At 64.5% G+C, this 26,811-nt stretch carries 27 protein-coding genes; 14 read left to right on the plus strand and 13 right to left on the minus strand.

Going from position 1 to position 26,811, the window contains the following annotated elements; genetic code table 11:
- Positions 1 to 35 precede the first annotated feature (35 nt).
- The gene (locus FOS14_RS03125; protein ID WP_143768799.1) at positions 36 to 425 is read left to right on the plus strand and encodes a VOC family protein; all 390 of its coding nucleotides are present in this window, start codon (positions 36 to 38) and stop codon (positions 423 to 425) included.
- Entirely contained in the window at positions 425 to 1,492 is a 1,068-nt protein-coding gene (locus tag FOS14_RS03130; protein ID WP_255450054.1) for a sigma-70 family RNA polymerase sigma factor, read from the plus strand. Before FOS14_RS03125 ends, FOS14_RS03130 begins: the two co-directional genes overlap by 1 nt.
- Positions 1,493 to 1,499: 7 nt before the next feature.
- Here FOS14_RS03130 and FOS14_RS03135 read toward each other — a convergent pair whose 3' ends face one another.
- Together FOS14_RS03135 and FOS14_RS03140 are read right to left on the minus strand one after the other, a co-directional pair.
- Positions 1,500 to 2,150: a serine protease gene (locus FOS14_RS03135; RefSeq protein WP_143768801.1), complete on the minus strand. Its 651-nt coding sequence runs from the start codon at positions 2,148 to 2,150 to the stop codon at positions 1,500 to 1,502.
- Between the two features lie 115 nt (positions 2,151 to 2,265).
- Positions 2,266 to 2,649, minus strand: a complete 384-nt coding sequence (locus tag FOS14_RS03140; protein ID WP_143768959.1) for a YbjQ family protein — start codon at positions 2,647 to 2,649, stop codon at positions 2,266 to 2,268.
- Between the two features lie 182 nt (positions 2,650 to 2,831).
- Here FOS14_RS03140 and FOS14_RS03145 point away from each other — a divergent pair, with 182 nt between their 5' ends.
- The 3 genes from FOS14_RS03145 to FOS14_RS03155 all read left to right on the plus strand — a co-directional run bounded on the left by FOS14_RS03145 (position 2,832) and on the right by FOS14_RS03155 (position 5,266).
- Positions 2,832 to 3,857 (plus strand): AraC family transcriptional regulator, encoded by a 1,026-nt coding sequence (locus FOS14_RS03145; protein ID WP_221936649.1) that lies wholly within the window; start codon positions 2,832 to 2,834, stop codon positions 3,855 to 3,857.
- Between the two features lie 86 nt (positions 3,858 to 3,943).
- Positions 3,944 to 4,249 (plus strand): hypothetical protein, encoded by a 306-nt coding sequence (locus FOS14_RS03150; protein ID WP_143768802.1) that lies wholly within the window; start codon positions 3,944 to 3,946, stop codon positions 4,247 to 4,249.
- Positions 4,250 to 4,324: 75 nt separating this feature from the next.
- On the plus strand, positions 4,325 to 5,266 hold the full coding sequence (locus tag FOS14_RS03155) for a catalase family peroxidase (protein ID WP_143768961.1): 942 nt from the start codon (positions 4,325 to 4,327) through the stop codon (positions 5,264 to 5,266).
- A 7-nt stretch (positions 5,267 to 5,273) separates the two neighbouring features.
- Here FOS14_RS03155 and FOS14_RS03160 read toward each other — a convergent pair whose 3' ends face one another.
- Genes FOS14_RS03160 through FOS14_RS03185 form a run of 6 tightly spaced genes read right to left on the minus strand, consistent with a single transcriptional unit; the run spans position 5,274 to position 11,589 of the window.
- Positions 5,274 to 5,936 (minus strand): TetR/AcrR family transcriptional regulator, encoded by a 663-nt coding sequence (locus FOS14_RS03160; RefSeq protein WP_143768803.1) that lies wholly within the window; start codon positions 5,934 to 5,936, stop codon positions 5,274 to 5,276.
- A 49-nt stretch (positions 5,937 to 5,985) separates the two neighbouring features.
- A complete protein-coding gene (locus FOS14_RS03165; RefSeq protein ID WP_143768804.1) occupies positions 5,986 to 7,134 on the minus strand; it encodes an acyl-CoA dehydrogenase family protein in 1,149 nt (382 codons plus the stop codon).
- Positions 7,135 to 7,149: 15 nt separating this feature from the next.
- Positions 7,150 to 8,361, minus strand: coding sequence for an acyl-CoA dehydrogenase family protein (locus FOS14_RS03170; protein WP_143768805.1), 1,212 nt, complete (start codon positions 8,359 to 8,361; stop codon positions 7,150 to 7,152).
- Positions 8,358 to 10,007 (minus strand): class I adenylate-forming enzyme family protein, encoded by a 1,650-nt coding sequence (locus tag FOS14_RS03175; protein WP_143768806.1) that lies wholly within the window; start codon positions 10,005 to 10,007, stop codon positions 8,358 to 8,360. The genes FOS14_RS03170 and FOS14_RS03175 overlap by 4 nt, the downstream gene beginning before the upstream one ends.
- 20 nt (positions 10,008 to 10,027) lie before the next feature.
- Positions 10,028 to 10,765 carry an SDR family NAD(P)-dependent oxidoreductase gene (locus FOS14_RS03180; RefSeq protein ID WP_143768807.1) on the minus strand — a complete coding sequence of 246 codons (738 nt, stop codon included), beginning with the start codon at positions 10,763 to 10,765 and terminating at the stop codon, positions 10,028 to 10,030.
- Positions 10,762 to 11,589, minus strand: coding sequence for an enoyl-CoA hydratase/isomerase family protein (locus FOS14_RS03185; RefSeq protein ID WP_143768808.1), 828 nt, complete (start codon positions 11,587 to 11,589; stop codon positions 10,762 to 10,764). The genes FOS14_RS03180 and FOS14_RS03185 overlap by 4 nt, the downstream gene beginning before the upstream one ends.
- A gap of 215 nt (positions 11,590 to 11,804) precedes the next feature.
- On the opposite strand from FOS14_RS03185, the gene FOS14_RS03190 reads away from it, so the two are divergent.
- Together FOS14_RS03190 and FOS14_RS03195 are read left to right on the plus strand one after the other, a co-directional pair.
- Positions 11,805 to 12,128: a hypothetical protein gene (locus FOS14_RS03190; protein ID WP_143768809.1), complete on the plus strand. Its 324-nt coding sequence runs from the start codon at positions 11,805 to 11,807 to the stop codon at positions 12,126 to 12,128.
- Between the two features lie 177 nt (positions 12,129 to 12,305).
- Positions 12,306 to 12,986 carry an SGNH/GDSL hydrolase family protein gene (locus FOS14_RS03195; protein ID WP_255450055.1) on the plus strand — a complete coding sequence of 227 codons (681 nt, stop codon included), beginning with the start codon at positions 12,306 to 12,308 and terminating at the stop codon, positions 12,984 to 12,986.
- A gap of 56 nt (positions 12,987 to 13,042) precedes the next feature.
- Here the strand turns inward: FOS14_RS03195 and FOS14_RS03200 are convergent, their stop codons facing one another.
- Complete coding sequence (locus tag FOS14_RS03200) at positions 13,043 to 13,222, minus strand: hypothetical protein (RefSeq protein ID WP_143768811.1); 180 nt, start codon at positions 13,220 to 13,222, stop codon at positions 13,043 to 13,045.
- A 181-nt stretch (positions 13,223 to 13,403) separates the two neighbouring features.
- Entirely contained in the window at positions 13,404 to 14,684 is a 1,281-nt protein-coding gene (locus FOS14_RS03205) for an MFS transporter (RefSeq protein WP_143768812.1), read from the minus strand.
- A gap of 430 nt (positions 14,685 to 15,114) precedes the next feature.
- Between FOS14_RS03205 and FOS14_RS03210 the strand changes: the two genes are divergently transcribed.
- The 3 genes from FOS14_RS03210 to FOS14_RS03220 are packed head-to-tail and all read left to right on the plus strand — an operon-like array spanning position 15,115 to position 18,864.
- The gene (locus FOS14_RS03210; RefSeq protein ID WP_143768813.1) at positions 15,115 to 16,626 is read left to right on the plus strand and encodes a long-chain fatty acid--CoA ligase; all 1,512 of its coding nucleotides are present in this window, start codon (positions 15,115 to 15,117) and stop codon (positions 16,624 to 16,626) included.
- Positions 16,627 to 16,635: 9 nt separating this feature from the next.
- On the plus strand, positions 16,636 to 18,024 hold the full coding sequence (locus tag FOS14_RS03215; protein ID WP_143768814.1) for an aldehyde dehydrogenase family protein: 1,389 nt from the start codon (positions 16,636 to 16,638) through the stop codon (positions 18,022 to 18,024).
- Positions 18,025 to 18,057: 33 nt separating this feature from the next.
- The gene (locus FOS14_RS03220) at positions 18,058 to 18,864 is read left to right on the plus strand and encodes a thioesterase family protein (protein WP_255450028.1); all 807 of its coding nucleotides are present in this window, start codon (positions 18,058 to 18,060) and stop codon (positions 18,862 to 18,864) included.
- A gap of 3 nt (positions 18,865 to 18,867) precedes the next feature.
- Here FOS14_RS03220 and catC read toward each other — a convergent pair whose 3' ends face one another.
- Genes catC through catA form a run of 3 tightly spaced genes read right to left on the minus strand, consistent with a single transcriptional unit; the run spans position 18,868 to position 21,112 of the window.
- Positions 18,868 to 19,149 carry a muconolactone Delta-isomerase gene (gene catC, locus FOS14_RS03225; RefSeq protein ID WP_143768815.1) on the minus strand — a complete coding sequence of 94 codons (282 nt, stop codon included), beginning with the start codon at positions 19,147 to 19,149 and terminating at the stop codon, positions 18,868 to 18,870.
- A complete protein-coding gene (locus tag FOS14_RS03230) occupies positions 19,149 to 20,273 on the minus strand; it encodes a muconate/chloromuconate family cycloisomerase (protein ID WP_143768816.1) in 1,125 nt (374 codons plus the stop codon). The genes catC and FOS14_RS03230 overlap by 1 nt, the downstream gene beginning before the upstream one ends.
- Positions 20,270 to 21,112 (minus strand): catechol 1,2-dioxygenase, encoded by an 843-nt coding sequence (gene catA / locus FOS14_RS03235; RefSeq protein WP_143768817.1) that lies wholly within the window; start codon positions 21,110 to 21,112, stop codon positions 20,270 to 20,272. The genes FOS14_RS03230 and catA overlap by 4 nt, the downstream gene beginning before the upstream one ends.
- 122 nt (positions 21,113 to 21,234) lie before the next feature.
- Here catA and FOS14_RS03240 point away from each other — a divergent pair, with 122 nt between their 5' ends.
- The 4 genes from FOS14_RS03240 (at position 21,235) to benC (ending at position 26,793) form a co-directional block, all read left to right on the plus strand.
- On the plus strand, positions 21,235 to 22,020 hold the full coding sequence (locus FOS14_RS03240) for an IclR family transcriptional regulator C-terminal domain-containing protein (RefSeq protein WP_185981604.1): 786 nt from the start codon (positions 21,235 to 21,237) through the stop codon (positions 22,018 to 22,020).
- 191 nt (positions 22,021 to 22,211) lie between these two features.
- Complete coding sequence (benA, locus tag FOS14_RS03245; RefSeq protein ID WP_143768819.1) at positions 22,212 to 23,600, plus strand: benzoate 1,2-dioxygenase large subunit; 1,389 nt, start codon at positions 22,212 to 22,214, stop codon at positions 23,598 to 23,600.
- Positions 23,597 to 24,121 (plus strand): benzoate 1,2-dioxygenase small subunit, encoded by a 525-nt coding sequence (benB, locus tag FOS14_RS03250; protein WP_143768820.1) that lies wholly within the window; start codon positions 23,597 to 23,599, stop codon positions 24,119 to 24,121. Before benA ends, benB begins: the two co-directional genes overlap by 4 nt.
- 23 nt (positions 24,122 to 24,144) lie before the next feature.
- The gene (gene benC / locus FOS14_RS03255; RefSeq protein ID WP_143768821.1) at positions 24,145 to 26,793 is read left to right on the plus strand and encodes a benzoate 1,2-dioxygenase electron transfer component BenC; all 2,649 of its coding nucleotides are present in this window, start codon (positions 24,145 to 24,147) and stop codon (positions 26,791 to 26,793) included.
- Positions 26,794 to 26,811: the final 18 nt, after the last annotated feature.

Here is a 26,811-nt window from a genome sequence, read left to right on the forward strand (position 1 = left end):
ATGTGGTGTCCTTTCCCAAAACCAGGAGGCACACCATGTCCAGCACCAAGACCGGCCTTACATCGATCAGCCTCGTTTGCGTCCCCACGCCCGACCAGGACAAGGCCGTCGCGTTCTACGAGTCGCTCGGCTTCGAGAAGCGGACCGACGAGCCATTCGGCGGAGGCTACCGTTGGATTGAGGTGTACCTGCCGGAAAGCAACACCGGAATCGCCTTGGCGCCGCCACCCCCACAGGGCGGGCCGGTCGAGCCGGCGGAGACCGGAATTACGCTGACCACCAACGACATCGACGCGACCCACGAGGCGATGAAGGAGGTCGGTGTCGACGTGGACGCACAGGTGTCGCGGATGGGGGAGCCGGTGCCGCCGATGTTCTGGTTCCGCGATCCGACGGGTCACACGCTGATGGTCGTGGAGTCCTGATCGTCGACGCAGAAGCGGGCCGCGAGTTCACCGAACTCGTCGAGCAGCACCGGGCCGAACTCCATGCACATTGCTACCGCATGCTCGGCTCGGTGCACGACGCCGAGGATGCCCTGCAGGAGACCTTTATCCGCGCGTGGCGCGGTGCGGCTGGGCTGCGAGACGCCGACTCGGGTCGATCCTGGCTCTACAAGATCGCGACGAACGTCTGCCTCACCGAACTCGAACGCCGCCGCCGACGGGTGCTGCCGCACGACTTCTCCCCGGCCGCCGAGCGCGGGACGCCACCGGGGATGCCGGTTACCGAGTCGGTCTGGCTGGACCCGTACCCCGATCAGGCGATCGGCCTGCTGGCCGGCAAGGCCGGTCCGGAGGCACACTACGAGCAACGCGAAAGCATCGAACTTGCTTTCGTTGCTGCCCTGCAACATCTTCCGGCCAATCAGCGCGCCGTGCTGATTCTTCGTGATGTGCTTGGTTTCAGCGCTAACGAGGCCGCGACGATGCTCGCTACCTCGGTTGCCTCGATCAACAGCGCGCTGCAACGGGCCCGCGCCGCGGTGTCCGAACGGGTGCCTGAGCGCACCCAGCAAGCGAACCTCCGGGCACTCGGCGATCGCGCACTCCAAGATCTCGTCGACCGGTACGTGCTGGCGTGGGAACGCTGCGACGTCTCCGCGTTCACCGCCATGCTCGTCGAGGACGCGACCTTCGCCATGCCGCCGCTGGCCACTTGGTACACCCCGCGCGACGTCATCGCCGAATGGGCGCGAACGTCACCGCTGTCCGGGGCATGGCGGTGGAAGACCGTGCGCACGCAGGCGAACGGTCAGCCAGCGCTGGGCTTCTACAGCTGGGATGATGCGGCCGGCGCGTACTTGCCGTTCGCGCTCAACGTGTTGACGCTGCGCGGCGGGCTCATCAGCGACGTCACTGCCTTCATCGTCCGCTCGACCGAGGCTACCGAGCCCGAGGCGTACCAGAACTTCCCCAACGAGCCCTTCGACGCCTCGCGCTATTCCTCCGCGTTCACGAGATTCGGGCTGCCGGAGCGGATCGGCGCCTGATCAACCCTCAGATCGGCCGGAACCCGGCGCCCACGCCACCGCGGGCATTGATGTCGCCGATGATGGAGGCGATGTTCGTCCCCACTTCCGGGCCGAGACAGGCCACGAGAAGGTAGGCATTGACCATCGCGACCAACGTGGTGCCGTTGACGACGGGCGAGCCCGAGTCGCCTTCGATGACGCACATCTGCGAGTATGTTTCGGTCCCCGCGCCGAAGACGTCGCCATAGTCCAGCCCGCAGGTGCTCCCGGTGGTCCGGCCCTGCTTGCAGACGATGTTGCCGAACTGCGGCGGTCCGCCGATACCGGTAATGGTGGTGTTACCGATGCGGTTCACCGGCACAACCGCCGACGGGTTGAAGGTGATCACTGCATAGTCCAGGTCGGAATTGGTGTAGTCGAACGTGCCAACCGTGCCTGCGGACTGATTGGACTCGGACACCACCTGTGATCCGCCGTTGCCGCAATGGCCGGCAGTGATGCCGACAAGACGCCCAGCGTTGTCGTGGCCGATTGTGGTGAGAGTGCACTCGAATTCGCCGTCGATGATAATTCCGGAGCCGCCGCCGAGGACGGCCGGAGCAGCGTGCGCGGGCCCCATTCCCACCAGCAACATAGAACACAGAGCGACGGTGAAAACTGCGAGCCTGCTGAACATTTCGCGCTCCAGGGGTCAGCGTCGTGCACTCCGCACGGATTACAGATTAGGCGTTGCGCGTATTTCTCAAACCTAATCCAGCCGGCGACTTTGCGGCCCGCGTATTTTGTCCCGATTAATATTGCTGCGGATACTGCGCCTGCGCCGGTTGCTGCTGCTGGTGATGCTGCGGAGGCTGGTTTGCCGGCACGACATACACGGCAGTTCCGTAGGCCGCGATTTCGCTCGCGGTGCCTCCGATTTCATTGCAATCGAACCGCATGGCAAGCACCGCGTTGGCGCCCTTGGCCATGGCTTCCTGACAGAGCCTGCCGAGCGCCTCCTGCCGGGATTCGGCCAGCAATTTGCTCAGCCCCTTGAGTTCGCCACCGGCCATCGCCTTGAAGCCGGCGCCCATGTTGGAGAAGGCGTTTCGGCTGCGGACGGTGAGGCCGAACACCTCGCCCATGACGTGCGTGACCCGATAGCCGGGCACGTCGTTCATTGTGGACAGCAAGATCGGAAACTGTTGCGAATTCGGTTGTCCCATCGCAGCAGAATAATCACTCGAGACCGGACAAGTCAGGACAAACGTGCCCCCCGCTTTCACTGCGCCATCTTCAGCGAGCGACCGCGTTCTCGTAATAGGCTCGGAGGTCGAAGAGTTACTCTTTTCGGCAATGCGAGCGAAAGGCGCAGACGGTGGATTGGGACATCCCGCGTACGCCGACCAGCGTGCTCGTGCTGATCCAGCTTGCCGCCGACCATGGAGTGTCGGCCGAGGTGTGCCTGCGCGGTACCGGACTACAGGTGGACCAACTCCAGCAGCCCGACTTCGAACTCACCGCGCGCCATGAGCAGACCGTCATCGCGAACCTGCTCGCGGCGCTGCCGAACACCGACGGCCTCGGATTGGAGGCGGGCAGCCGTCATCACCTCACTACCTATGGCATCTGGGGCTTCGCATTGATCAGCAGTCCCACGCTGCGAAGCGCGGCCGAGGTTGGTCTGCGCTATCTCGATCTCACGTTCGCCTTCACCCGAGTACGCGCCCGGGAGGGCGACGACGAGTTCCAATTCGTCCTGGACACCTCTGGGGTGCCCGTGCAGACGCAACGATTCGCAGTCGAACGAGACGCTGCGTCCATCCGGCTACTGGAGCGCGAACTCTTTGCCGCACCGGTTCCCGTGCAGCGTGTCTCCTTTACCTTTCCGGCCCCCGCCCGCCTGGACCTCTATACCGAAACCTTCGGCGTAGAACCAGAATTCGATGCACCGGAAAACATCATCGCCATGCCGCCGGCCTTGCTCGACCGGCCGCTGCCGCAGGCCAACGAACACACCTCGGCGCTGGCCCAAGCCCAATGCCGCGATCTGCTGCAACAACGGCACGCCCGGGCCGGACTCTCCGGTCAAGTGCGCGACCTCGTGCTCGCCAACCCAGCCCGCCCGCCAAACGCCGAGCAGGTGGCGAGGCAGCTCAACATGAGTGCTCGGACGTTGCGGCATCGACTCGCCGGCGAGGGCACCTCGTTCCGCGACCTACTCGAAGAAGTGCGGCAACGCCTGGCGGAGGAAATGTTGCTCTCCGGCAGGCTGACCGTTGCCGAAACCGCCCAACGCCTCGGTTATCTCGAACTGTCCAGCTTCTCCCAAGCGTTTCGACGCTGGAACGGGGTGGGGCCTAGGGCCTACCGCGCGGCGCATCGCGTGACGGTCGCGCGCTGAACGCCACGCGTCAGTTTCGCAAATCGGGGTGTCGGGTACCTCTCGGCCAAGAGTCCATCCAACAGGCGTCAATGAAGGAGGCCGACGTGGACGCAGACACCGACTTCGAGTTGAGCCACCAGGCTGCGGAAGATCTCGATCAGCAAAAAGGAAAGTCAGCGGAATCCGGGGACGAGAAGGACCCGGTCGAGCAGACCATCGAGGTTCCCAAAGACGGCTCCGACGAGGAGGCCGTCAAGTCCGTTCAGCAGCAGTACAAAGAGAAGTCTGGACTGGAACTCGGCGACGACGTAGCGCGCGAGATCAGCGACGAGGTCCGGGGCAAACAAGACACTGAGACACAGGATAAAGAACCGAAGGACGAAGAATCCGCGAGCGACAAGGACGACTGACTCGGCGATTCCCCCCAGCGGAGGTCGTACCCGGATAGATTGAAGATCTCCGGAGCCGACGGTGAGGAATCGAAGATGGCCGATGCGGTGACGCCCAATGACGCGATCGCGGCGATCCGGGCGACCGGTGGTGCGCAGCCGGGTTACCGTGCGCTGCATGCCAAGGGCACGCTGTATCGCGGAACTTTCACGGCGACCGCCGAAGCGGCGAGCCTGTCACGCGCGGCGCACCTGTCGGGTGAACCTGTCGAGACTCTCGTACGGTTCTCCAACGGGTCTGGCAATCCGAGGCAGCGCGACGGGCTGCCGCACGTTCGTGGGATGGCACTGAAGTTCAGCTTGCCCGATGGCTCCACCACGGACGTATCCGCACAGACCGCACGCGTGTTCACCTCCAGCACGCCCGAGGGATTCGTGGAGCTGCTCAACGCGCTTCGACCAAGCATCTCCACGCCGATCCGGCTCACGAAGTACCTGGCAGGACACCGAGGGCTGTTCAAATCCGTCCGCGCGAATGGCGCGGTGACCCGAATTCCCGCCAGCTACGCCACGCTGGAATATCATGCGCTGCATGCCTTTCGGTGGGTTGACGCGAGCGGCGGTGCGAGATTTGTTCGCTATCATTTGGTTCCGGAGGCGGGGGAGCAGTTTCTGGCCTTGCGCGATGGCCTGCGCAGAGACGCAGACTTTCTCACCGATGAGCTCAACGAACGACTTCGCGACCAACCGGTGCGCTTTCAGTACCGCGTGCAGATTGCCGGACCGGACGATTCCACGGTCGATCCGTCGCAGCCGTGGCAGAGCACGCAGACCGTCACCGCCGGCCACCTCGATATCACCGGATTGGATACCGCACGCGAACACGGCGACGATATCGTCGTGTTCGACCCGATGCGGGTCACCGACGGAATCGAGCCGTCGGATGACCCTGTCTTACGATTTCGGACCCGTGCCTACTCCGAGTCGGTGAAGTTGCGCACGGGCGTGGAACGCGGGGCCGAAGCGCCGCAACTGTGAAGCGCCGTCACTCCATCAGGTGTCGGTAGCGGCCCTGTGCCTTCGGGGTGACCACGGTCGAGAGCACAAAGCGCAATTGAGCCCGGATGTATTGATCCAGGGTGTACAGCGGCCCGAAATGCCAGTGCTTCAGCGCCCAGCCGTGCGCCAGCATCAGCATGTCGAACACGACGAGGTCGGGATTCAGGTCGTTCATGACCTTGGCGTCGACACCCGCCTCGACGGCCGCGCGTAGCGGCGCAGCGGTGCCGACTTCGAGTTCCTTGATTTGTTCGCGCCCTTGCGCATCCAGCGTTCGGCTCTCGCGGTAGGTGAGCACCACGGCGTCGAGGTTTTCGTCGACGATTTCGACGTAACGGCGAAACCCCGCCGCCAGGCGCTCCACCGGATCAGTGCCGGCTGCGTCCATGGCAGGTTCGAGTTGATTGCGAAACGCGTCGAGGATGTCGACGATGGTCGCGAGCAGCACCTCTTCCTTGCCGCCGAAATATTTGTAAATGAGGCCCACGCTCACCTCGGCTTCGTCGGCAAGCGCCTGCATGGACATCTGATGAAACCCGGTGCGCTGCATGACAGTTACGGCGGCGTCGAGGACCTGGCGGCGACGCGAACTCGCACGGACCGCCCGCACGGCCTCCTCGAGCTCGATCGGTGTGCTGCTTCGTGCCATTGTTCCTCCACGGCGGTGAATGCCTGTTCGCTGCAACTGTAAAGGACGTCTACAGACCGAGGTCCTTAGCGACTATCGTTTTCATGATTTCGGTGGTGCCGCCGTAGATCGTCTGAATGCGGGCGTCGACGAATGCCCGCGAGACCGGGTACTCGCGCATGTAGCCGTAGCCGCCGTGCAGCTGCAGGCAGCGGTCCGCCACTCGGACCTGAAGTTCGGTGGCCCACCACTTCAGCCGGGCCGCGCGGGCTGCGCTCAGTTGCCCGGCCAGGTGTTCTGCGATGCAGTCATCGAGGAAGGTTCGGGCGAGATCCAGTTCGGTGGCCAGTTCCGCCAACACAAATTGGGTGTTTTGGAAGCTGGCAATCGGCGACCCGAAGGCCTTGCGTTCCTTGACGTAGGCGAGGGTCTGGGCGAACACGCCTTCGGCCGCCCCGACGGCGCCGACCGACAGCGATAATCGCTCCTGCGGCAGATTGTGCACCAGTTGGTAGAAGCCTTGCCCCTCGTCGCCGAGGCGGTTGGCGACTGGGACCCGCATGTCGGTGAAACTCAACTCACTGGTGTCCTGGGCGTGCAGACCGATCTTCGCCAGGTTGCGTCCGCGGCTGAAGCCGGAGGTGTCGGCCTCGACAACCAGCAGCGTCAGTCCCTTGTGTTTGTCCGCGGAGGTGCGCACGGCGACCACGAAGAGGTCGCCGTTCTGTCCGTTGGAGATGAAGGTCTTGGCGCCGTTGACCACGTAGTGGTCGCCGTCGCGGACCGCAGTGGTTCGGATGCCGGTCAGGTCGCTGCCGGCCCCGGGTTCGGTCATGGCGATACCGAGCACGGTCTCGCCGGTGACCACACCCGGTAGCCAGCGTGCCTGCTGCTCGTCGGTGGTCAGGTCGGTGAGGTAAGGCAGGACCACGTCGTTCTGCAGCGAGAAGGCGATGCCGGCCGCGGCCGCCCCAGCCCGGGTGACCTCGTCGACCAGGATCGCGTGGTAGCGGAAGTCGTGCACACCGGGGCCGCCGAACTGTTCGGCAACTGGGAATCCGAGCAGGCCCAGCTTGCCTGCTTCGGTGAACGGCGACCGGTCCAGGCGCCCGCCGTGTTCCCATTGCTCGTGTACCGGGGTGATGGTGTCGCGGACAAAACTGCGCACTACGTCGCGGAACTGGCGGTGTTCGGAGTCGTATTCCAGCCGTGCGTTCATGAGTGGGGCATTCTTTCAGCGAAAGGCGTTCTGGCCGGTGAAGGCCTGGCCGAGGACGAGCTGATGCATTTCCGGGGTGCCCTCGTAGGTGAGGACCGATTCGAGGTTCACCATGTGCCGGATGACCGGGAACTCGAGTGAAATGCCGTTGCCGCCCAGGATGGTTCGTGCCGTGCGGCAGATCTCGATGGCTTCGCGAGTGTTGTTCAGTTTGCCGAAGCTCACCTGCTCGGGTCGCAGCCCGACGGTGTCCTTGAGCCGGCCCAGATGCAGCGAAAGGAGTTGGCCCTTGTGCAGTTCCAGCGCCATGTCGGTGAGCTTGGCCTGGGTCAGCTGGAACCCGGCGATGGGACGGCCGAATTGGGTGCGCTGCATCGAGTAGTCGCGGGCAGCCTTCCACGCGGAGCGGGCGGCGCCCATTGCGCCCCAGACTATTCCGTAGCGCGCCTCGGACAGGCTCGATAGTGGTGCCTTGACGCCTTTGCCGTTCGGCAGCAACGCGTCGGCTGGCAGTCGCACATCGTCGAGCACCAGTTCGCTGGTGACAGACGCGCGCAGCGACATCTTGTGTTTGATGGTGTGGGCGCTGAAGCCCGCAGCGTCGGTGGGCACGATGAAGCCGCGGATGTGCTTGCCGGCTCGCTCCGTCCCTTCGCTTTCGACCTGTGCCCAGATCACGGCCACATCGGCGATGGATCCGTTGGTGATCCACATTTTGCGTCCGTTCAGGATCCAGTCGCCGCCATCGCGCTTGGCGTGGGTTTTCATCGACGCGGGGTCGGAACCGGCGTCGGGCTCGGTCAGTCCGAAGCACCCGATGATCTCGCCGGCCGCCATGCCGGGCAGCCATTGCTGTTTTTGTTCCTCTGACCCGTTGTTCCAGATGGAGAACATGGCCAGCGATCCCTGCACCGAAACCAGCGAACGGATTCCGGAGTCACACGCCTCGAGTTCGAGGCAGGCTAGGCCATAGTGCACCGCGGAGGATCCGCCGCAGCCATAGCCGTGCAGGTGCATCCCCAGCAGGCCGAGTTTGCCGAATTCCCTGGCCAATTCACGCGCGCCCGGGAGATCGCCCGCCTCGAACCACTCGGCGATGTGCGGACTGACATGCTCGGCGCAGAACCCGCGCACGCTGTCGCGCACGGCCAGCTCGTCATCGGAGTACAACGTGTCGATGTTGAGCGGATCGAGCGCGTTGAACGCGGAGAGTGTCGTGGTGCTCATGCATTGTCCTTTGTGACGCAGGTGAACAGGCCCGCCGCGACATCGTCGCGCGCCGCCTCGGCGGCCTTGTAGTGCAGCTTCTTTCCGGTGGCCGACAATGGCAGCGAGTCGACGAACCGGTATGCGCGTGGGCGCTTGAATTTCGAGAGCATCGGGTGCGAGCGGCAGTGGGCGTCGAGTTCGGCCACGGACGGCCGGGGTTCGGTGGCCACGATGTAGGCGACCACCACCTGACCCCACCGCTCATCGGGAATGCCGACGACCAGCGAGTCGCTCACGCCGGGATGCTCGTTGAGCGCCTCCTCGACCTGAACGGGGTGCACGTTCTCGCCGCCGGAGAGCAGCATGTCGTCCTTGCGCCCGACGATGGTGACGAATTCTTGCTCGTCCCAGGTGGCCAGGTCGCCGATGTGCAGCCAACCGTGGTGGAACTTCTCCGCCTTCTGGGCGGGGGAGTCGAAGTAGGTGTTGGCGCCCTTGGGGGAGCGCACGATCACTTCGCCGACCTCGGTGCCGTCCTTGGCGACCGTCTCGTGCGGCTCGGCGAGGCGGTCATCGAACAGCTTCACCACCGCAACGTCGTCGTCGATGCACGCCCGGCCGGCGGTGCCTGCCATGGCTGGTAGATCGGTGGGTCGCAGGAAGGTGTTCCAAAATCCTTCGGTGCTCCCATATCCGTTGAAGATGTTGGGATTCAAAACCTTCTGGTAGCGCAGCGCTGCCTCGCGTTCCAGGGGTGCGCCCATGGTGACGATGCCGCGCAGGCTGGACAGGTCGCGCCGGTTGGCTTCTTGAGCGCGGGCCAGCATGGCCAGGTTGGTTGGCGCGCCGATGAGGAAAGTAAGCCCGTAGCGCTGCACGTAATCGAGAGTGGTGTCCGCGTCGAAGGTGCGCATCGGCACCAGCGACGATCCGAGATAGAACGTGGGGTTGGGTCCCGCGCAATACAATCCGCCGCGGTGAAACCACGGTGTCATGTTGAGCGTCTTGTCCTCCGGCGCCAATGGGAAGTGCATGATCACGTCATGCGCGCTGAAGATCTCGACGAGGCTGTTGAGCGGAACGCCCTTGGGCATGCCCGTGGTCCCGGAGGTGTAGAGCCGGGTGGTCTCGTCCCACGCGGTGCGCTGCGTCGCGATGTCGCGAGGCGATGACGCGAGCAGATCCTCGAACCGGACTGCGCCAGGTAACGGTTGTCCGTTGCCGACCGCGACCAGTACGTCGGGACGAAAGTTGCTGCGTTCCAGCGCGGCCCGCACCATGTCGGTGAGGTCGGTGTCGTAGATGTAGACCTTCGGTCGGCTTGCGCCGAGGATGTAGGCGGTTTCACCGGGGGCTAGGCGGAAATTCATCGGAGAGCCCACGGCGCCTGCGGCCTGCGTGGCCAGGTACAGCTGGGCAAATTCGGGGCCGTTGAACAATTGATAGGCCACCACGTCGCCCGATTGAACTCCGGCATCCGCGAGTCCGGTCGCGAGTTGCGCGACCTGTCGACCGAGCTCGGCGTACGTCCAGGACTGGCCGGTCGTAGGGTCCTCGAGCGCGGTCCGGGCCGCGTAGCGATGCACGTTGCGGCGAAAGCCGTTGAGATAGGTGAAGTCGTTCTCGAAGTATCGCCGGTAGGCGCCGGCGTTGTAGGCGCACATGTCGATTCGTTCCTCGGAGCTTATCCGGCCATAGTGAGTCCGCCGCTGACGCTGATCACCTGGCCGGTGATGAACGATGCGTCGGGAGAGGCGAAAAAGATGACGGGCGCGGCGACTTCGTCGGGCCGTGCCAGCCGTCGGAAGGGAATTGCCTTGATCAGTGCGGCTTTGAGCCTTTCGTCTTGGGCCTGGAACAGCGGCGTGTCCGTCGGTCCCGGGCACACGCAGTTCACGGTGATGCCGTAGCGGGCCATCTCGCGGGCCAGTGACTTGGTCAGCGCAATCACGCCGCCCTTGGCGCCCGCGTAGATAGTCTCGCCGGAACTACCTACACGACCGGCGTCACTGGCCACATTGATCACCCGGCCGCCGTTGCCGGATTCGGTCATGCCGGGCAGGAACGCGCTGCACATGTGAACGGGGCCAAGGTAGTTAATGGCGACGACCTTTTCCGCGAATTCCGGGGTGGCGTTGAGGAATTGATCGGTGCGGTCCCACCCGGCAGCGTTGACCAGGATGTTCGGCACGCCCACCTCGTCATGAACCTGCGCGCGTAGCCCGTCCACCCGCGTCCGGTCGGCGACGTCGACATCCATGGGGAAGATTCGGTCCGGATTGTGTTCGGCGGTTTGCTTGGCGGCGTCGGGGTTCACATCCGCGGCCACCACCTTGTCGCCTTGCGCGGCGAACGCCAGCGCGATTGCCCGGCCGATACCTGAACCCGCTCCGGTGACCACCACGATGTTTGGCTTGCTCACTGTGTTGCCCCCTGTAGAGTCGATTCATATTGTGCGGAAGGGAAATTCGGCGCCCGCCTCTCGCGGATGGCGGTGTAGCCCTCCTTGACGTCGGGTCCCATGAAGCAGAGCATTTCGTAGGCCGCGGACTGGTCGAAGATCGGTCCTGCCTGCTTGAGCCAGTTGTTGAGCGCTTTTTTGGTCCATCTGATGGCCAGTTGCGAACCGGTCGCCAGCTTGTGCGCGACAGCCAGTGCGTCATCGAGCACCTGCTCGCGCGGAACCGCGCTGGTGACCATCCCGATCCGTTCCGCCTCAACCCCGCCGACCATTTCGCCGGTCAGCAGGTAATAGCGCGCCTTGGCCATTCCGGACAGCAGCGGCCAGATGATCGCGGCGTGGTCACCCGCTGCCACTCCGAGCTTCACGTGCCCATCGCCGAGCTTGGCGTCCTCGGCGCAGATCGAGATGTCCGAGAGCAGGGCCACCACGAGTCCCGCGCCCACCGCCACGCCGTTGATTGCGGCCACGACGGGCTTATCGCAGTTGATCATGTTGTAGACGAGGTCGCTCATTTCGGTGAGCATGTTCGCCACCCGATCGTGGTTGCCGGCCATCCGTTCGACCATGGCGAGGTCTCCGCCCGCCGAGAATGCCTTGCCCGCGCCGGTGATGACAGCGACCCGGGTTTGCGGGTCGTTCGAAACGTCGTTCCACACCCGCGCGAGTTCGGCGTGCATCTGCTCGTCGGCGGCGTTGTACTTGTCCGGTCGGTTGATGGTGATCAGGAGTACGCCGTTCTCGCGCCTTTCGAACACGAGTTGGGAGTAAGTGGAGAAATCCATGTCGGCTATCCCTTCCGAAGAGTTGCCAGATCGGCTATGAACTTGACTTCACACGCCATGAATCGGCGTTGCACTAGAAATGAATGTACGTTCACTCGGCGCTGTGGTCAAGGGTTGCGTCGGCGCAACACGCGACCCCCGGTGGATCACGCAGCGCAGCAAACTCACAGCCACGCGACAGCCTGATCGCAGTGCGCGCGACTTCCATGAGACCCATGAACGCGGAAGTCGAACCCGGCACTCCCTTTGAGCGCATCGCTCTCGTCCTCAACGCCCAGGGCGAGAAGGGGCGAGCGCTGACCCTGGCGCTTGTCGGTCAGGGTTACCGCGTTGTCCTCACTGCCCGGCACACCCGCGACCTCGCGCCGCTGCTGGTCGGGCTTTCCGCGCGCCAGGCGTACGCCGTCGCGGTCGACATCGCCAGTGGGTGGCAGGTCCAGCGACTGCACGAGATCATCCGGTCGCGCTGCGGGGCAGCGGTGGTGATGGTGGTCGATGCGTCCGCAGCGCCGCTGCCGGTTGCGTCCGCGGCAGCGTGAGGGGAACTAGGGTCAAGGGCTGGTGCCCGTCGCCCACGCCGGGGGCAAAACCAACAGTCAAGAGATGAAGTGCGCCCACGACCACGCCGTAGCCTCAAAGCCGCTGCCGCCCTAGCGACTCTTGTATTCGTTTGGCTGCCCGGGGCTTCCGCCGACGCGCCCGCGAACGCGAAGCTGGTGGTAGGTCTCGGGGATTCGGTGGCTGCGGCGACCAACTGCCCGGGTTGCCGTTCGTTTGTGGCGTTGTTCGCCGGAGCATTGTCAGCGAAGTACCGCACTGTGGTTCGGGAGTCGGACTTGGGAGTGGACGGTGCCACAACCGCAGATCTGCTCGACAGCCTCAACCGGCCCGGTCGGGTCGCGGCGGAAACTGCCGCCGCGGATTTTGTCACGGTCACGATCGGCGCCAATGATGTGGCGGGACTGAACGATACGTTGGCCAGGGGCGGATGTCCGCAGGGCAGTTGCGTAGATGCTGCCACGCTTTCCGGCATCCGGGACAGGCTCGACGAGGTGTTGACCAGGATCGCCGCACTGCGCGGTGGTAGGCGCAGCGACGTCTTTGTCACTGGATATTGGAACGACTATCCCGATGGCCAGGTCGCCGTGCAACAGTCCGGCCGCCTGTTCGTCATGCAAAGTGCAGCGGTCACGCGGGAGGTCAACGCGGTCATCGCCCAGGCCGCGTCGGACACCGGCGCCGTCTACGTCGACCTGGTTTCCGCCTTCAAAGGCATTGACAGCAGCCGTGATCCGACGGGCTTGCTCGCCGGGGACGGCGACCATCCGAATCAAGCCGGCCATCGGGCGATAGCGCGGCAGCTAGCGGCCGCCGAAGACGATAGTGCTGCGGGGTGACTGGGCCACGCCACCGCAATAGTGCTGTGCCGCTGCCCAGTCCCGCCGCGGCGATCTCAGATGCAGAGCGGAATCGTCATCGACCCGAGGTTCAGGTTCAGACACAACGAGGCCGAGCCGTCAACCGGTGTACGCCCGGGAAGTTCGGTGGCAGCCGATGCGATTGGCGCAACGAAGGCCCCGACACCGAGGGCGATGGCGGTGGCGGCAAGGGACGTAACAACTTTTCGACGCATGATTGTCTTCCTTTGCTCGTGAAAAACGGCGCACTTCAAGACACGCCACGAGCAGTTTGGCTGTGACGCGGCGTTCAACACAAGGCGATCTGTTACCGATCCGGTACCCACTCGGTAACGGAATTGTCGCGACGTACGCACGATTTGATGGCGAATTACCGTGTGACCAGCGGGTTTTCGATTACGCTCGGCGAGCGTCGGCGCGTTGCGGTATGTCGCTTTCGGCGCTGCCGAATCGAATAGCCTTGGCCTCCTTGCCGACCGCCGTGAGCAGTGCCACCGCTAGCAGCACGGGGACAACTGTCACGGCGAGGGCAAACGGATAGCCGTGGTGGGCGGCAACGCGCTCCTGGATGGGCAAATTCAAGGATGCGAGCAGGTTTCCCAGTTGATACGTCACACCCGGGTAAAAGCCTCGAATCGCATCGGGCGACAACTCGGTGAGGTGGGCGGGGATAACACCCCAGGCACCCTGCACTGCCACCTGCATGAGGAACGAGCCTAGGCACAGCATCGCCGCCGACTGCGAGTAGGCGAACAACGGCACGATGGGCAATCCGAGTAGCGCGCAGAAGATAATTGTGTAGCGGCGACCGTAACGTTGTGAGGCAGCACCGAATACCAGGCCGCCGATGATTGCGCCGATGTTGTAGGCGACGGCAATCCATTTCGCGGTCGTCGATGACAATCCCGCTCCGCCATGCCCGGTTGTCGAGAGGAATGTCGGGTAGACATCCTGAGTCCCGTGACTCATCCAATTGAATGCCGTCATGAGAATGACCAGATAGATGAACCGTCGAACGATCAGGGGGTTCACGATGATGTCGCGAAACGAGGTCTGGGTGAGCGCAATTCGCTCACGGCTCTTTTCCCACACCTCGGATTCCTCAGTGCGGGCGCGGATTATGAAAATGATCAAGGCCGGAATTATCGACAGCGCAAACATCCACCGCCACGACAGGCCGAGCCGGTCCATCACTATCAACGAGGCAATCGAGGCGAGCAGGTAACCAACCGAGTAGCCGGCTTGCAGCAGGCCGGAAAAGAAGCCGCGGCGTTCCGGTGGGATTTTTTCCATGGCCAGCGCAGCGCCGAGTCCCCACTCGCCGCCCATGCCGATTCCGTACAGCATCCGCAGAATCAGCAGCACGGTGAAGTTGGGCGCGAACGCGCAGAGGAAACCGACCACCGAATAGAAGGCCACGTCTGCCATCAGCGGAATTCGGCGACCGATCCGGTCAGCCAGCAGCCCGAACAACAGGGCCCCGACCGGACGCATGATGAGGGTCGCCGTGGTGATGAAGGCGACTTCGGCCTTGTTCATGTGGAACGTCGCGGCGATATCGGCGTAGACGAATACCACGAGAAAATAGTCGAACGCGTCCATGGTCCAGCCAAGTTGGGCTGCGATAAAGGAACTGCGCTGGTCAGCTGTGAGGCGTTGCCGTCCTGCGGTGGCCATTTCGGTAGCCAATCACACCGCCAATCCCCAGCGCGCGGTTACGAGCGGTGTTTCGCTTTTCGCGGTGCTGGGTAGACGGGAGCGACCACAGCGCAGAGACAGGAATTGGGCAATGACGAGTGACGCGGTAACGGCGAGAACGCCCGACCCATCGATGGCCTCGCCGGTCGGGCAATTCCCTCAGGTGATCGGGCGGTCGCTCATCGCCGTCTGCCGGTCTGTCGCACCGGGAATGCTGGTGATCGTCGCTATTGCCCTCGGACTCCTGATCATGCTGATACCGACGAGGTAGCCAGTAGCGCGCTTGGAAGCCCGTTGTGACGGGCCACACCCTTGCGGGGTCGGTGTTGTTCTGGTGACCATCGTCTTCGGATCTGGTTCACATCACCATGGATAACAGAAACCGACAGAACCGTCCGAAAGGGTCCCCGTGGCCACCTTGAGCTCAAATCTTGTTGCCTCGAAAAGCGCTCATCCTGACCGCATCGCGCTGCGGTGCGACGATCTGACCTTTACCTACGCGCAATTCCACGCTGCCGCGGCACGCGTTGCCACCCTGCTGGAACGTGCCGGCGTCGAACCGGGCGACCGGGTGGGGATCATGCTGCCGAACACACCAGCCTTCGGGATCGTCTTCTACGGCATCATGCACCGCGGCGCGGTGGCGGTACCGATGAACCCGCTGCTCAAGGCACGGGAAGTGGAGTTCTATCTGTCCAACACCAGCGCCAAGGCGTTGTTCGCCACCTCTGCCTTCGCGGAGGAAGCCAACGAAGGCGCGGCGGCGGTTGGGGCGCACGCCTGGATCATCGATGACGCTGCGCTCGCGGAGCTTATTGCCGATCTGCCCGAACAAGGGGAACCGGTCGAGCGTGACGACAACGACACCGCCGTCATCCTGCACACCTCCGGCACCACCGGCAAGCCCAAGGGTGCCGAGCTCACCCACGGCGGCCTCGGCCGCAACGCCGAAGTGACCGGGCGGACCCTGGTGCACCTCGGCCCCGACGACGTGGTGATGGGATGCCTGCCGCTGTTCCACGTCTTCGGTCTGACCTGCGGACTGAACACCTCGGTGCTGGCCGGAGCCACGCTCACCCTGCTACCGAGATTCGAACCGGGCAAGGCGCTCGAGGTGATCGAACGGGACGGCGTCACCGTCTTCGAGGGCGTGCCCACCATGTATTCCGCACTGCTCAGCGTCGCCGGAACCGCCTCGCCGACCGCGACAAAGACTCTGCGTGTCTGCGTGTCCGGCGGCGCGGCGATGCCGGTGCAGGTGATCGGCGACTTCGAAAAGGCCTTTGGCTGCGTGGTTTTGGAAGGATATGGACTGTCGGAGACGTCGCCCGTCGTGTCCTTCAACCACCCGGACAAGCCCCGCAAGGCCGGATCGATCGGTACTCCGATCGAGGGCGTCGAAATGCGCGTGGTGGCCGCCGATGGCGCGGAAGTCCCCCAGGGCGAGGCCGGTGAAATCCAGGTTCGCGGGCACAACGTCATGAAGGGCTACTGGAATCTTCCCGACGCCACGCTGGCGACCATCGACTCCGACGGCTGGTTGGCTACGGGCGACATCGGTCGCGCCGACGAGGACGGCTACTACTTCATCGTCGACCGAAAGAAGGACTTGATCATCCGCGGCGGATACAACGTGTATCCCCGCGAGATCGAGGAAGTGCTCTACGAGCATCCGGCGGTGGCCGAGGCCGCGGTCGTGGGCATCGCCCATGATTCGCTCGGCGAGGAGGTGGGCGCTGCCGTTGCGCTGAAGGAAGGCGCGAAGGCAGAGGCAGCCGAACTGCGTGACTTCGTCAAGGCCCGCGTCGCCGCGTATAAGTACCCGCGGCGCGTGTGGCTGGTGGATGCGTTACCGAAGGGGCCGACCGGCAAGATCCTGCGCCGCGAGGTCACCATTCCGGCCGACGAGAACGCCAAGTAGGACTCCGACATGACCATCGAATCCGTCACCGCTCCAGCTGATTTGGCCGAGCAGGTGAATCGTGTGAAGGCTGTGTTCGCCAGCGGGCGCACCCGTAGTTATGAATGGCGGCACCGCCAGCTCGAGGCTATTGCCCGCTTGTGTGACGAGTGCGAAGACGACATTGTCGCGGCACTGGACGCCGACCTGGGCCGCCAGCGCGCCGAGGCCTGGCTGGGTGACGTCGCTTCCACCAAGGGCGAAGCGGAATTCGCCCGGAAGCACCTGCGTAAGTGGATGAAACGCCGCAAGCGTGGTGTCCCGATGGCGCAGCTACCGAGCTCGGCGTGGGTGCAGTACGAACCGCTGGGAACGGTGCTGATCATCTCGCCGTGGAACTATCCGGTCTACCTCGCGCTGGGACCGCTGGTGGCCGCAGTCGCGGCGGGCAATTGTGCGGTGATCAAGCCGTCCGAACTGGCGCCGGCAACCTCGGCGCTGCTCGCGCGGGTGGTGCCGAAGTATCTGGACCCGGAAGCGGTCGTCGTCATCGAAGGCGGCGCCGAAGCAACCCAGGAGCTGTTGTCGCTGGGCTTCGACCACGCCGTGTTCACCGGCGGCACCGCCATCGGCAGCAAGATCATGGCCGCGGCGGCGGCGACGCTGACGCCGGTCACGCTCGAACTCGGGGGCAAGAGCCCGGTGGTGGTGACCGCCGATGCCGACCTCGATGTCGCTGCGCGGCGGATCGCCTGGGGTCGGTTGCTCAACTCCGGCCAGACGTGTGTGGCGCCGGATTACGTGCTCGCGGAGAAGTCGATCAAGTCCGACCTCGTTCGGCGAATCACCGAAAACGTCACCGCTTTCCGGGCCGGCAACGACATGGGCATGCGCGTCATCAACGATCGGCAGTTCGACCGTCTTACCGGCTACCTGGAAGCGACCAAGGGCGACATCGCCATCGGCGGCGGTACCGACCGCGCCGCCCTGACAATCGAGCCGACGGTGATCGTCGACCCGGATCCCAGTGAGCCCGCAATGACCGACGAGATCTTCGGGCCGATCCTGCCCGTACTGGAGATCGAATCTGCTGAGCAGGCAATACGGTTCATCAACGGTCGGCCCAAGCCGCTTGCCCTGTATGTGTTTTCCAATTCGAAGTCAACCAGTCGCGAGATCATCGACGCCGTTCCGGCCGGTGGTGCGGTGGTCAACCACGTCGCGATGCACTTGCTGGTGCCGCAGTTGCCGTTCGGTGGCGTCGGCGCCAGCGGAATGGGTGCCTACCACGGCGAGTGGGGATTTCAGGCGCTCAGCCACCGCAAGGCGGTGCTGGCCAAGCCCGCCAAGCCGGACCTGAAAATGATCTACCCGCCCTACACCGACAAGGCGATGCGGATGCTGCGCAAGCTGCTGTAGAAAGGACGGCAGCACTGGAGAGGAGCTCGCGACGTGGCTGAGGTACCGGTGGACGCCTTCTACCTGCCCGATCCCTCCGATTCGAGTCGCTTCACCTCCACCGAGCTCACTCGCGGTCCGTGGTCGCCGGACGCGCAGCACGCCGGCCCGCCGTCGGCGCTGCTGGGTTACGCGATCGAGCGATGCGAGCCGCGGCCCAGATTCCAGGTCGGTCGTGTTGCGGTCGAGATTCTCGGTCCGGTGCCGCTCGCGCCGCTGACGGTCGACGCCAAGGTCACCCGGAGTGGAAAGAGTGTCGAGCTGATCGAGGCCGTGCTCAGCAGCGACCGGGGGCCGGTGTTGAAAGCCAACGCCTGGCGGTTCCGGCTCGCCGAGCCGCCGCTGGACATCCCGCCGCCGGCGATGCCGACAGGGACCCGTCCCGGACCGGATACTGCAATGGGCCGCAACAGCTTTCCGTCAGCACATGCCGTCGGGTTCCATACGGGCGTGGAATACCGGTTTGTCACCGGCGGGTTCGACGAGCCGGGTCCGGCGGTGTGCTGGATTCGGCTGCGCTACCCGATCGTTGCGGGGCAGACCCCGAGTCCGCTGCAGCGCGCGCTGGCTGCCGCGGACTCGGGCAATGGCGTCAGTGCGGTACTCGACTGGAGTCGATACCTGTTCATCAACACCGACCTGACGGTCACGCTCTATCGGCAGCCGGTGGGGGAGTGGGTGTGCCTCGACGCGGTGACGTACCCGCAACCGCACGGCATCGGGATGGCGGAATCGGTGCTGTTCGATGAGCAGGGACCGATCGGCCGCAGCACCCAGACCCTGTTCATGGGGCCGCGTTGACCGTTATGCGATGGCGCTCGGATGACGGGTCAGCGCATTGATCTCGACTGTCATGTACGCGAACAGCGGTAGATTCCACAGTATTTCGTGCAGCTCGTCGGCGGAGTCGACGTCGAAGATGCTGATGTTGCTGTACTTGCCGACGATCCGCCAGATATGCACCCACTTGCCTTGGCGCTGCAGCTCCTGCGAGTAGGCCTTCTCGCGCGCGATGGTGTCATCGCGCACTGCGGGATCGAGATCGTGCGGAAGGTTGACGTCCATCCGGACGTGAAAGAGTGCCATCAGTTTCGACTCCAGGTCTTTACCGCGTCGGGGTTCAATTCGACGCCTAACCCAGGCCCGTCAGGCAGGTGTACTTGTCCATCCGCGTAGCGCAGCGGCGTCGTGAGCAGTTCCTCTTCGAACAGCAACGGCCCGAACAGTTCGGAGCCGAAATCGATTCCCGGTTCGGCGCAAGCGAAGTGGATCGATGCCGCGGTGCCGATCGGGCCCTCGATGGATGTGGCGCCGTGGCAGGCGATTCCCGCTGCGCGAGCTATTGCGACCGTCTCCCGGCTGCGGCGCAGGCCGCCGAGTTTGGTGGTCTTGATGGCGATGACGTCGGCCGCCCGCTGCCGCACGACGTCGAGCGCATTGTGTGGTGACTGCACGCTCTCGTCGGCCATCACCGGAACCGGCAGTAGTTGATTGAGTTCGGCGAGCACCTCGATCTGGTCACCGGGAGTCGGCTGCTCTATCAGTTCCACGCCGCCGTCGGCCAAGCGCGGTAGATACTTCAGCGCCGTGAGGCGGTCCCACCGGGCGTTGATGTCTACCCGCACACCGGCTTTGACGTGCAACGCCTGAGCGATCTGCACGACGCGCTGGGTGTCTGTCTCCGGGTCCAGCGCCCCCATCTTCAGCTTGAAACTGAAATGCCTTCGCGTCTCCAGCAGCTCGATGGCTTCGTCGATGATCTCCGCAGCCGGCGCGGCGCCGAGCGCCCAGGTCACGTCGATACTGCGCCGAAACGCACCGCCGAGCAGGGTGTGCACCGGCACGCCGAGAGTGCGCGCCCACGCGTCGTGCAGCGCAATCTCGACCGCAGCCTTGGCGAATTGTGCTCTTGCGACGACCTTTTCGATGTCGGCCATGATCGCGGTGATGTCATTGACGCGGCGGCCGGCGAGTACCGGGGCCATGTAGCGTTCGATCAGCGCCTGCATGGTCTCCACGGACTCGCCGCCCCACCACGGCCCGCCCGGCACCACGCCCTCGCCGTGGCCCACCGTGCCCGCTGCCGTGCGGATTGCGACCAGCAGCAGGGGCTGCGCGGTCATTTCGGTGGTGGCGAACTTGTGCGCGCGGACGAGCGGAACGTCGAGAATCGTGGTCTCGACGCCGACGATTGTCAGGTCGTTGCTCACGCCGGATCCAGGGCGAAGTTGTAGGTCACGTGGTTCTTGCCGTCGTCGCCGGGCTGCGGGTCCAGGATGAGCTCCGGCTTGACCGCCGAGGCGACATCGTTTGCCACCCAGTCGCCACCCTTGAAATACAGCTGGGTGGTCACCGACTCTTTGCCCGGTGCGGAGACGATCAGGTGTAAATGCGCGGGGCGCCACGGGTGGCCGTTCTGTGCCTCGATGAACTGGCCGGTAGGGCCGTCCGTCGGAATCTGGTATGGCGCAGGCTGAATCGTAGTGATCTCATAGCGGCCCTCGTCGTCGGTGACGATAGTGCCGCGCAGGTTCCACTTGGGCAGGTGCGGGGCGAACTGGGAGTAGTAGCCCTCTTCGTCGGCGTGCCAGAGTTCGATGATGGCGCCGCCGATGCCGTTTCCGTCGAGATCGGTGACCTGGCCGGTGAACACGAGCGGTGTCGCCTTCTTGTCCTCCTCGCGCATCGGCAGCGTGCAGACCGACGGCAGCTTGGGCGCGTTGGGCACGTAATAGGGGCCCTCGATGCTGCCCTTGGTGCCCTTGCGGCTGCGTGCCAGCACTTCCTCGACAGCATGCTCGATGAATACGTCGAGGAACAGCGGCCACTCGCCACCCTCGCCGACGTCGATCAGCCACTGCTTGAACACGCGGTACTCGGGGTAGGTGACGCCGTGGTCGAGGATCACCTTGTGCAGCGCGCCCAGCGCGTCCTTCGCGATTGCGGCCAACCGTTCCGGCGATGTGTCCGCGCTGACGCGCTCCCTCTTGAACTTGTCGGTGGCGGCAGTGCCTGACCCGGCGGCGGTCGGCGATTCGATGGTCGTCATCGTGATTCTCCTGTTGCGGGCTGAAAACCTGATGTACGCTATGCGTACGTCGATAACGCAGTGCGTACATCAACCACTGTGCGCGCAGTCACAGGCCGTTGTCAACAGGCACCGTGGGAGGAATTGTGAGCGAGCAGCCGGGCGAGAACGACCGCGATTACATTCAGAGCATCGAACGGGGATTTGCAGTGTTGCTCGCGTTCGACGCGGAACATCCCAACCCGACCCTGGCCGAATTAGCAGTCAAGACAAGTCTTTCCAGGCCGGCGGTGCGCCGAATCCTACTGACGCTGCAGCGACTCGGATACGTGACCGGCAGCAACGGACGGTGGTCGCTCACGCCTCGGGTCTTGAGCATCGGCCAGCATTACTCCGCCTCCCACGCGCTGCTCGAGGCCGCGATGCCGCGGTTGGTGCGGGTGGCCGAGACGACGGGTGAATCGGCGTCGCTGGGTGTACTCGACGGCACCGACGTCGTCTACGCGGCGCGCGTGCCGGTGCGCCGAATCATGAGTATCAACGTCTCGGTCGGTACCCGCGTGCCGGCATTTGCGACATCGATGGGCCGAGCCTTGCTCGCGTGGGCACCCGCCGACGTAGTGGCGCCGGTGCTGGCTCAGGCGCCGTTCGAAAGGCTGGTGGAGGGCACCATCAGCACTGCCGACGAGCTCGAGGCCGAGCTGGCCAAGGTCCGCGAACAGGGTTACGCGTTGACCGCAGAAGAGCTGGAGCCCGGCCTGATCTCGTTGGCCGCGCCGGTCCGCGACGCCTCCGGCACGGTGGTGGGCGTGGTCGCCTGCTCCACGTCGACTGCCCGAAACACCCCGGAAGAGTTTCGCGTGCAAGCGGTTCCATGCGTGCTGGAGGCGGCGGCCGCGCTCAGTGCAGACATGGGGTATCGGGGGTAGCGACAAGACCCCCGCCCCCGGCTGTGCGTGAATTTCCACCGCCCGCGGTGAAAATTCACGCACAGGGGAGCGGGGGCGCTAGGCGGTTGGGCCAGTGGCCAGTCCTAACCAGTACTAGGCAAATGCCTAGTGTGACTGCCGCCACAGGCTGCGAACGTGGACGTCATCGCCCCTATCTCCAGGAGTTCCCGATGACCGAAACTTTGGACCGAGTCAGCGCGCAGTTGGCAAACGCGTTGGTGGAGAACGCCGATGCCGGCCGCTATCAGGTGCGGCGGTCGATCTTCACCGACGAGGAGATCTTCGAACTCGAGATGAAATACATCTTCGAGGGCAACTGGATCTACCTGGCCCACGAGAGCCAGATCCCCAACCCTGGCGACTACCTCACGACGACCATCGGCCGCCAGCCCGTCGTCATCACGCGAAGCAAGGACGGCACGCTCAACTGCCTGATCAACGCCTGTGCGCACCGCGGGGCGATGATCTGCCGCCGCAAGACCGACAACCGGATGACGCTGACCTGCCCCTTCCACGGCTGGACGTTCCGCAACGACGGCACGCTGCTCAAGGTCAAGGACCCGGACGGCGCCGGCTACCCCGAATCGTTCGACACCGCCGGTTCGCACAACATGATCAAGGTCGCGCGCTTCGACAGCTACCGCGGATTCCTCTTCGGCAGTCTCAACCCGGACGTCAGCACGCTCACCGAGCACCTCGGCGACACCACCAAGGTCATCGACATGCTCGTCGATCAATCGCCGGACGGCCTGGAGGTGCTCCGCGGTTCATCGACCTACACCTACGACGGCAACTGGAAGCTGCAGGCGGAAAACGGCGCCGACGGTTACCACGTCACCGCAACGCACTGGAACTACGCGGCCACGACGTCGCGCCGCAACACCGGCGAGTCGGCGAACGCCACCAAGACTCTCGACGCCGGCAGCTGGGGCAAATCCGGCGGCGGCTACTGGTCCTACCCCAACGGCCACCTGTGCCTGTGGACGTGGGCCGGCAACCCGCAGGACCGGCCGCTGTGGAACCGGATGGATGAACTGAAGCAAAAGTTCGGCGATGCCAAAGGCGAGTTCATGGTCAAGGGTTCGCGCAACCTGTGCCTGTACCCGAATGTCTATCTGATGGACCAGTTTTCGACGCAGATCCGCCACTTTCGGCCGATCGCGCCGGACAAGACCGAGGTCACCATTTATTGCATCGCGCCGAAGGGGGAGAGCGCGGAGTCCCGGGCCTGGCGAATCCGCCAGTACGAGGACTTCTTCAACGCTTCCGGGATGGCCACACCCGATGACCTCGAGGAGTTCCGCTCCTGCCAGCTCACCTTCCGCGCGACGGCCGCGCCCTGGAACGACATGAGTCGCGGCGCCACCCACTGGCTTACTGGGCCCGACGAGGTCGCGAAATCGCTTGGCATGGAGGGAGTTATCTCGGCGGGCGTGAAGAACGAAGACGAGGGCCTCTATCCCGTCCAGCACGGCTACTGGCGCGAGACGATGTTGGCCGCCGTGGCCCGCGAGGAGGCAGCTGCCCGCCACAACGCTGCGAACGGAGACCGGAAATGACCACCACGAATGAGACCACCGCGAGCACCCGCCTGATCACCCAGAACGCGATCGAGCAGTTCCTCTACCGCGAGGCCCGCTACCTCGACGACCGCGAATACGAGAAATGGCTCGAGTGTTACGCCGACGACGTCGTCTATTGGATGCCCTCGTGGGGCGACGACGACCTGCTCGTGCAGAACCCGCAGACCGACATCTCGCTGATCTATTACCCCAACAAGGGCGGCCTCGAGGATCGGGTGTTTCGTATCCGCACCGAGCGGTCGTCGGCGACCTCGATCCCGGAACCGCGCACGAGCCACAACATCACCAACGTGGAGGTCATCGACCGGCGCGGGGACATCGTCGACGTGCGGTTCAACTGGCACACAATGTATTTCCGGTACAAGACAATCGACCCCTACTACGGCACGTCCTTCTACACGATCGACTTCTCCGGTAAGCAACCGCTGATTCGGCGCAAGACCGTCGTGCTGAAGAACGACTACATCCACCACGTCGTGGACGTCTACCACTTCTAACGGGCGCATCGGAGCAGCAAGCCATGACTATCGAGACTGCCGCTGGCGTCACCACGCATCAGGTGGCGCTGGCCTTCGAAGACGGCGTGACCCGGTTCATCACCTGCCGCGCCGACCAGACCGTCGCCGACGCGTCGTATCGCCAACGGATCAATATCCCGCTCGACTGCCGGGACGGTGCCTGCGGCACCTGTAAGGCGTTGTGTGAGTCGGGGTCCTACGACGGTGGCACCTATATCGATGACGCATTGTCGGCAGACGAGGCCGCTCGCGGCTATGTGCTGCCGTGCAGCATGCGCCCGCAATCCGACCTCGTGCTGCAGATAGCCAGCACCTCGGAGGTGGCAAAGACCCGGGCCGCCTCCTACACGGCTACCGTGACCGATCTGCGGCGGCTGTCTGCGACCACCATGGAGTTGGCCGTAGAGATTCCGAGCCGTGGCGAGTTGTCGTTCTTGCCCGGACAGTACGTCAACATCGCCGTCCCGGGCACAGATGTGACCCGGTCCTACTCCTTCAGCAGCGCACCGCACGAGGAGCGGTTGACCTTCCTCATCAAGATCAGTTCCGGCGGTGCGATGTCGAGCTACCTCACCGAGCGTGCGAAGGTGGGCGACGAGTTGACCTTCACCGGTCCGCACGGCTCGTTCTTCCTGCGGGAGACCGAACGGCCGGTGTTGTTGCTGGCCGGCGGGACCGGGCTGGCGCCGATCCTTTCCATGCTGCGTAAGTTGCGCGCCGACGGCAGCACCCGTGCCGCGCACCTCATCTACGGCGTCAGCACCGACGAAGACCTGGTCGCGCTGGACCAGATCGAGGCGGTCGCTTCCGCGCTGCCAGGGCTCACCTGGGATCACTGCGTGTCCGACCAGGCGAGCGCCGCCGCCAACAAGGGCTACGTGATGAGCCTGATCCGGCCCGAGCATCTCTACGACGGTGATGTGGCGATCTACCTGTGCGGTCCGCCGCCGATGGTGGAGTCGGTGCGCGCGCACGTCGCCGACGCGGGGATCGAGCCCACCGGCTTCTACTACGAAAAGTTCGCGCTCGCGCGCCCAGCAGCCGACACGGATTCGCTTGCCGGAGTGGATAAACCGGTCGAGGACCTCATCACGAATGGTGACGCACGGGCGATCGCGGGCCAAACCGTCCTTCCGGCAACCGAAATCGAGCGGTGGCAGGGCGCGACACCGACAAGCGAGCCGACGGACCTGGCACGAAGAGTCGCGGGTCAGCTGATTCTGCCGGGCGACAACACATCCGGCGCTATCGACCTCGACCCGGACGGCGACGTCCTCGCCGGATCTGCGTCCCGCACGGTCGCCGGCCAGGAAATGTTCCCCGCCGCTGTGCAGTCCGAGGCCCCGCGCGACACCGACGAGCCAGAACCGCCGACCACCGCACCCGACGGCTACCAGATCGGCGAGGAGCACCCGGACGTGCGGTCTTCGGATGCTCTCTTCGAGGCTCGGGAGGCGCTGGAACTCGGAGCGCTGGAGGTGACCATCGGACGGATGTCCTCGCAGCAATTGGCCGGTTATCGGTTGCTGGCCGATGCGACGCTGCCCTATGTCGAGGGCGAGCATTTCGTCGACGCCGCTGCCTACACCGAAACCAACGCCGCGTTCCACGACTACCTTTTTGTCCAGACCCGCAATTCGCATCTGTTGCAGGCGTATCAGGCGCTCGGGGTCAAGGGTCGCATGACCGACGTGCTGCGCAACGCCACCTGGTGCCACCCCCGCTGCGCGACCGACCATGTCGAGATCGTGGAGGCATTCGCCGCTGGAGACCGCGAGGCGGCCAGGGCGTTGATCATCGCCCACGCCGAACGGTCGAAGCAGACGATGCGCCGGGCCATGGCCGATGCCACCCGCCCAAAGTTCGTGACTCCGGGCCGGTTCAGCGGCAAGGTCGTGATCGTCACCGGTTCAGCGCAGGGCATCGGTGCCCAGGTCGCGCGCCGGATCGCGGCTGAGGGTGGCAACCTCGTCCTCGCCGACCGGTCACCGCTGGTGGCCGAGATCGCCCAGGAACTTGCGCGCCACGGCTCCGACGCAATCCCGGTCGAATGTGATCTGGAAACGTTCACTGGCGCTGCATCTCTCGTGGCTGCCGCAATGGCGCGGCACGGCCGGGTCGACGTGTTGATCAACAACGTCGGCGGTGCGATCAACTTCAAGCCGTTCACCGAGTTCACCGCCGAGGAGATCCGCGCCGAGGTGGATCGCTCCCTCCTCACGACGCTGCTTGCCTGCCGGGCCGTGCTGCCCGACATGGTCGAGGCGGGGTCGGGTGTGATCGTCAACGTGTCCTCGGCGGCGACCCGAGGCATCCATCGGATCCCGTACTCCGCGGCCAAGGGCGGCATCAACGCGATCACGGCCTCGCTCGCCCTCGAGTACGCCGAACACGGTATCCGGGTGGTTGCGACCGCGCCGGGCGGCACCGAGGGGCCGCCGCGCCGGATCTCGCGGGGGACACCCGAACCCCGTACTGATCAGGAGCGCGCCTGGTATCAGGCACACATCGACCAGACCATCGCTTCCTCGTTGATGCGGCGGTACGGGACGCTCGACGAGCAGGCGGCGGCCATCACGTTCCTCGCCTCGGATGAGGCGTCGTACATCACCGGAACCGTGTTGCCCGTTGCCGGCGGCGACCAGGGCTGACGGCGTTACGGTGGGTGC

Origin of the sequence: Skermania sp. ID1734, assembly GCF_007489285.1 — a bacterium.
In the GTDB taxonomy this organism is placed as follows: domain Bacteria; phylum Actinomycetota; class Actinomycetes; order Mycobacteriales; family Mycobacteriaceae; genus ID1734.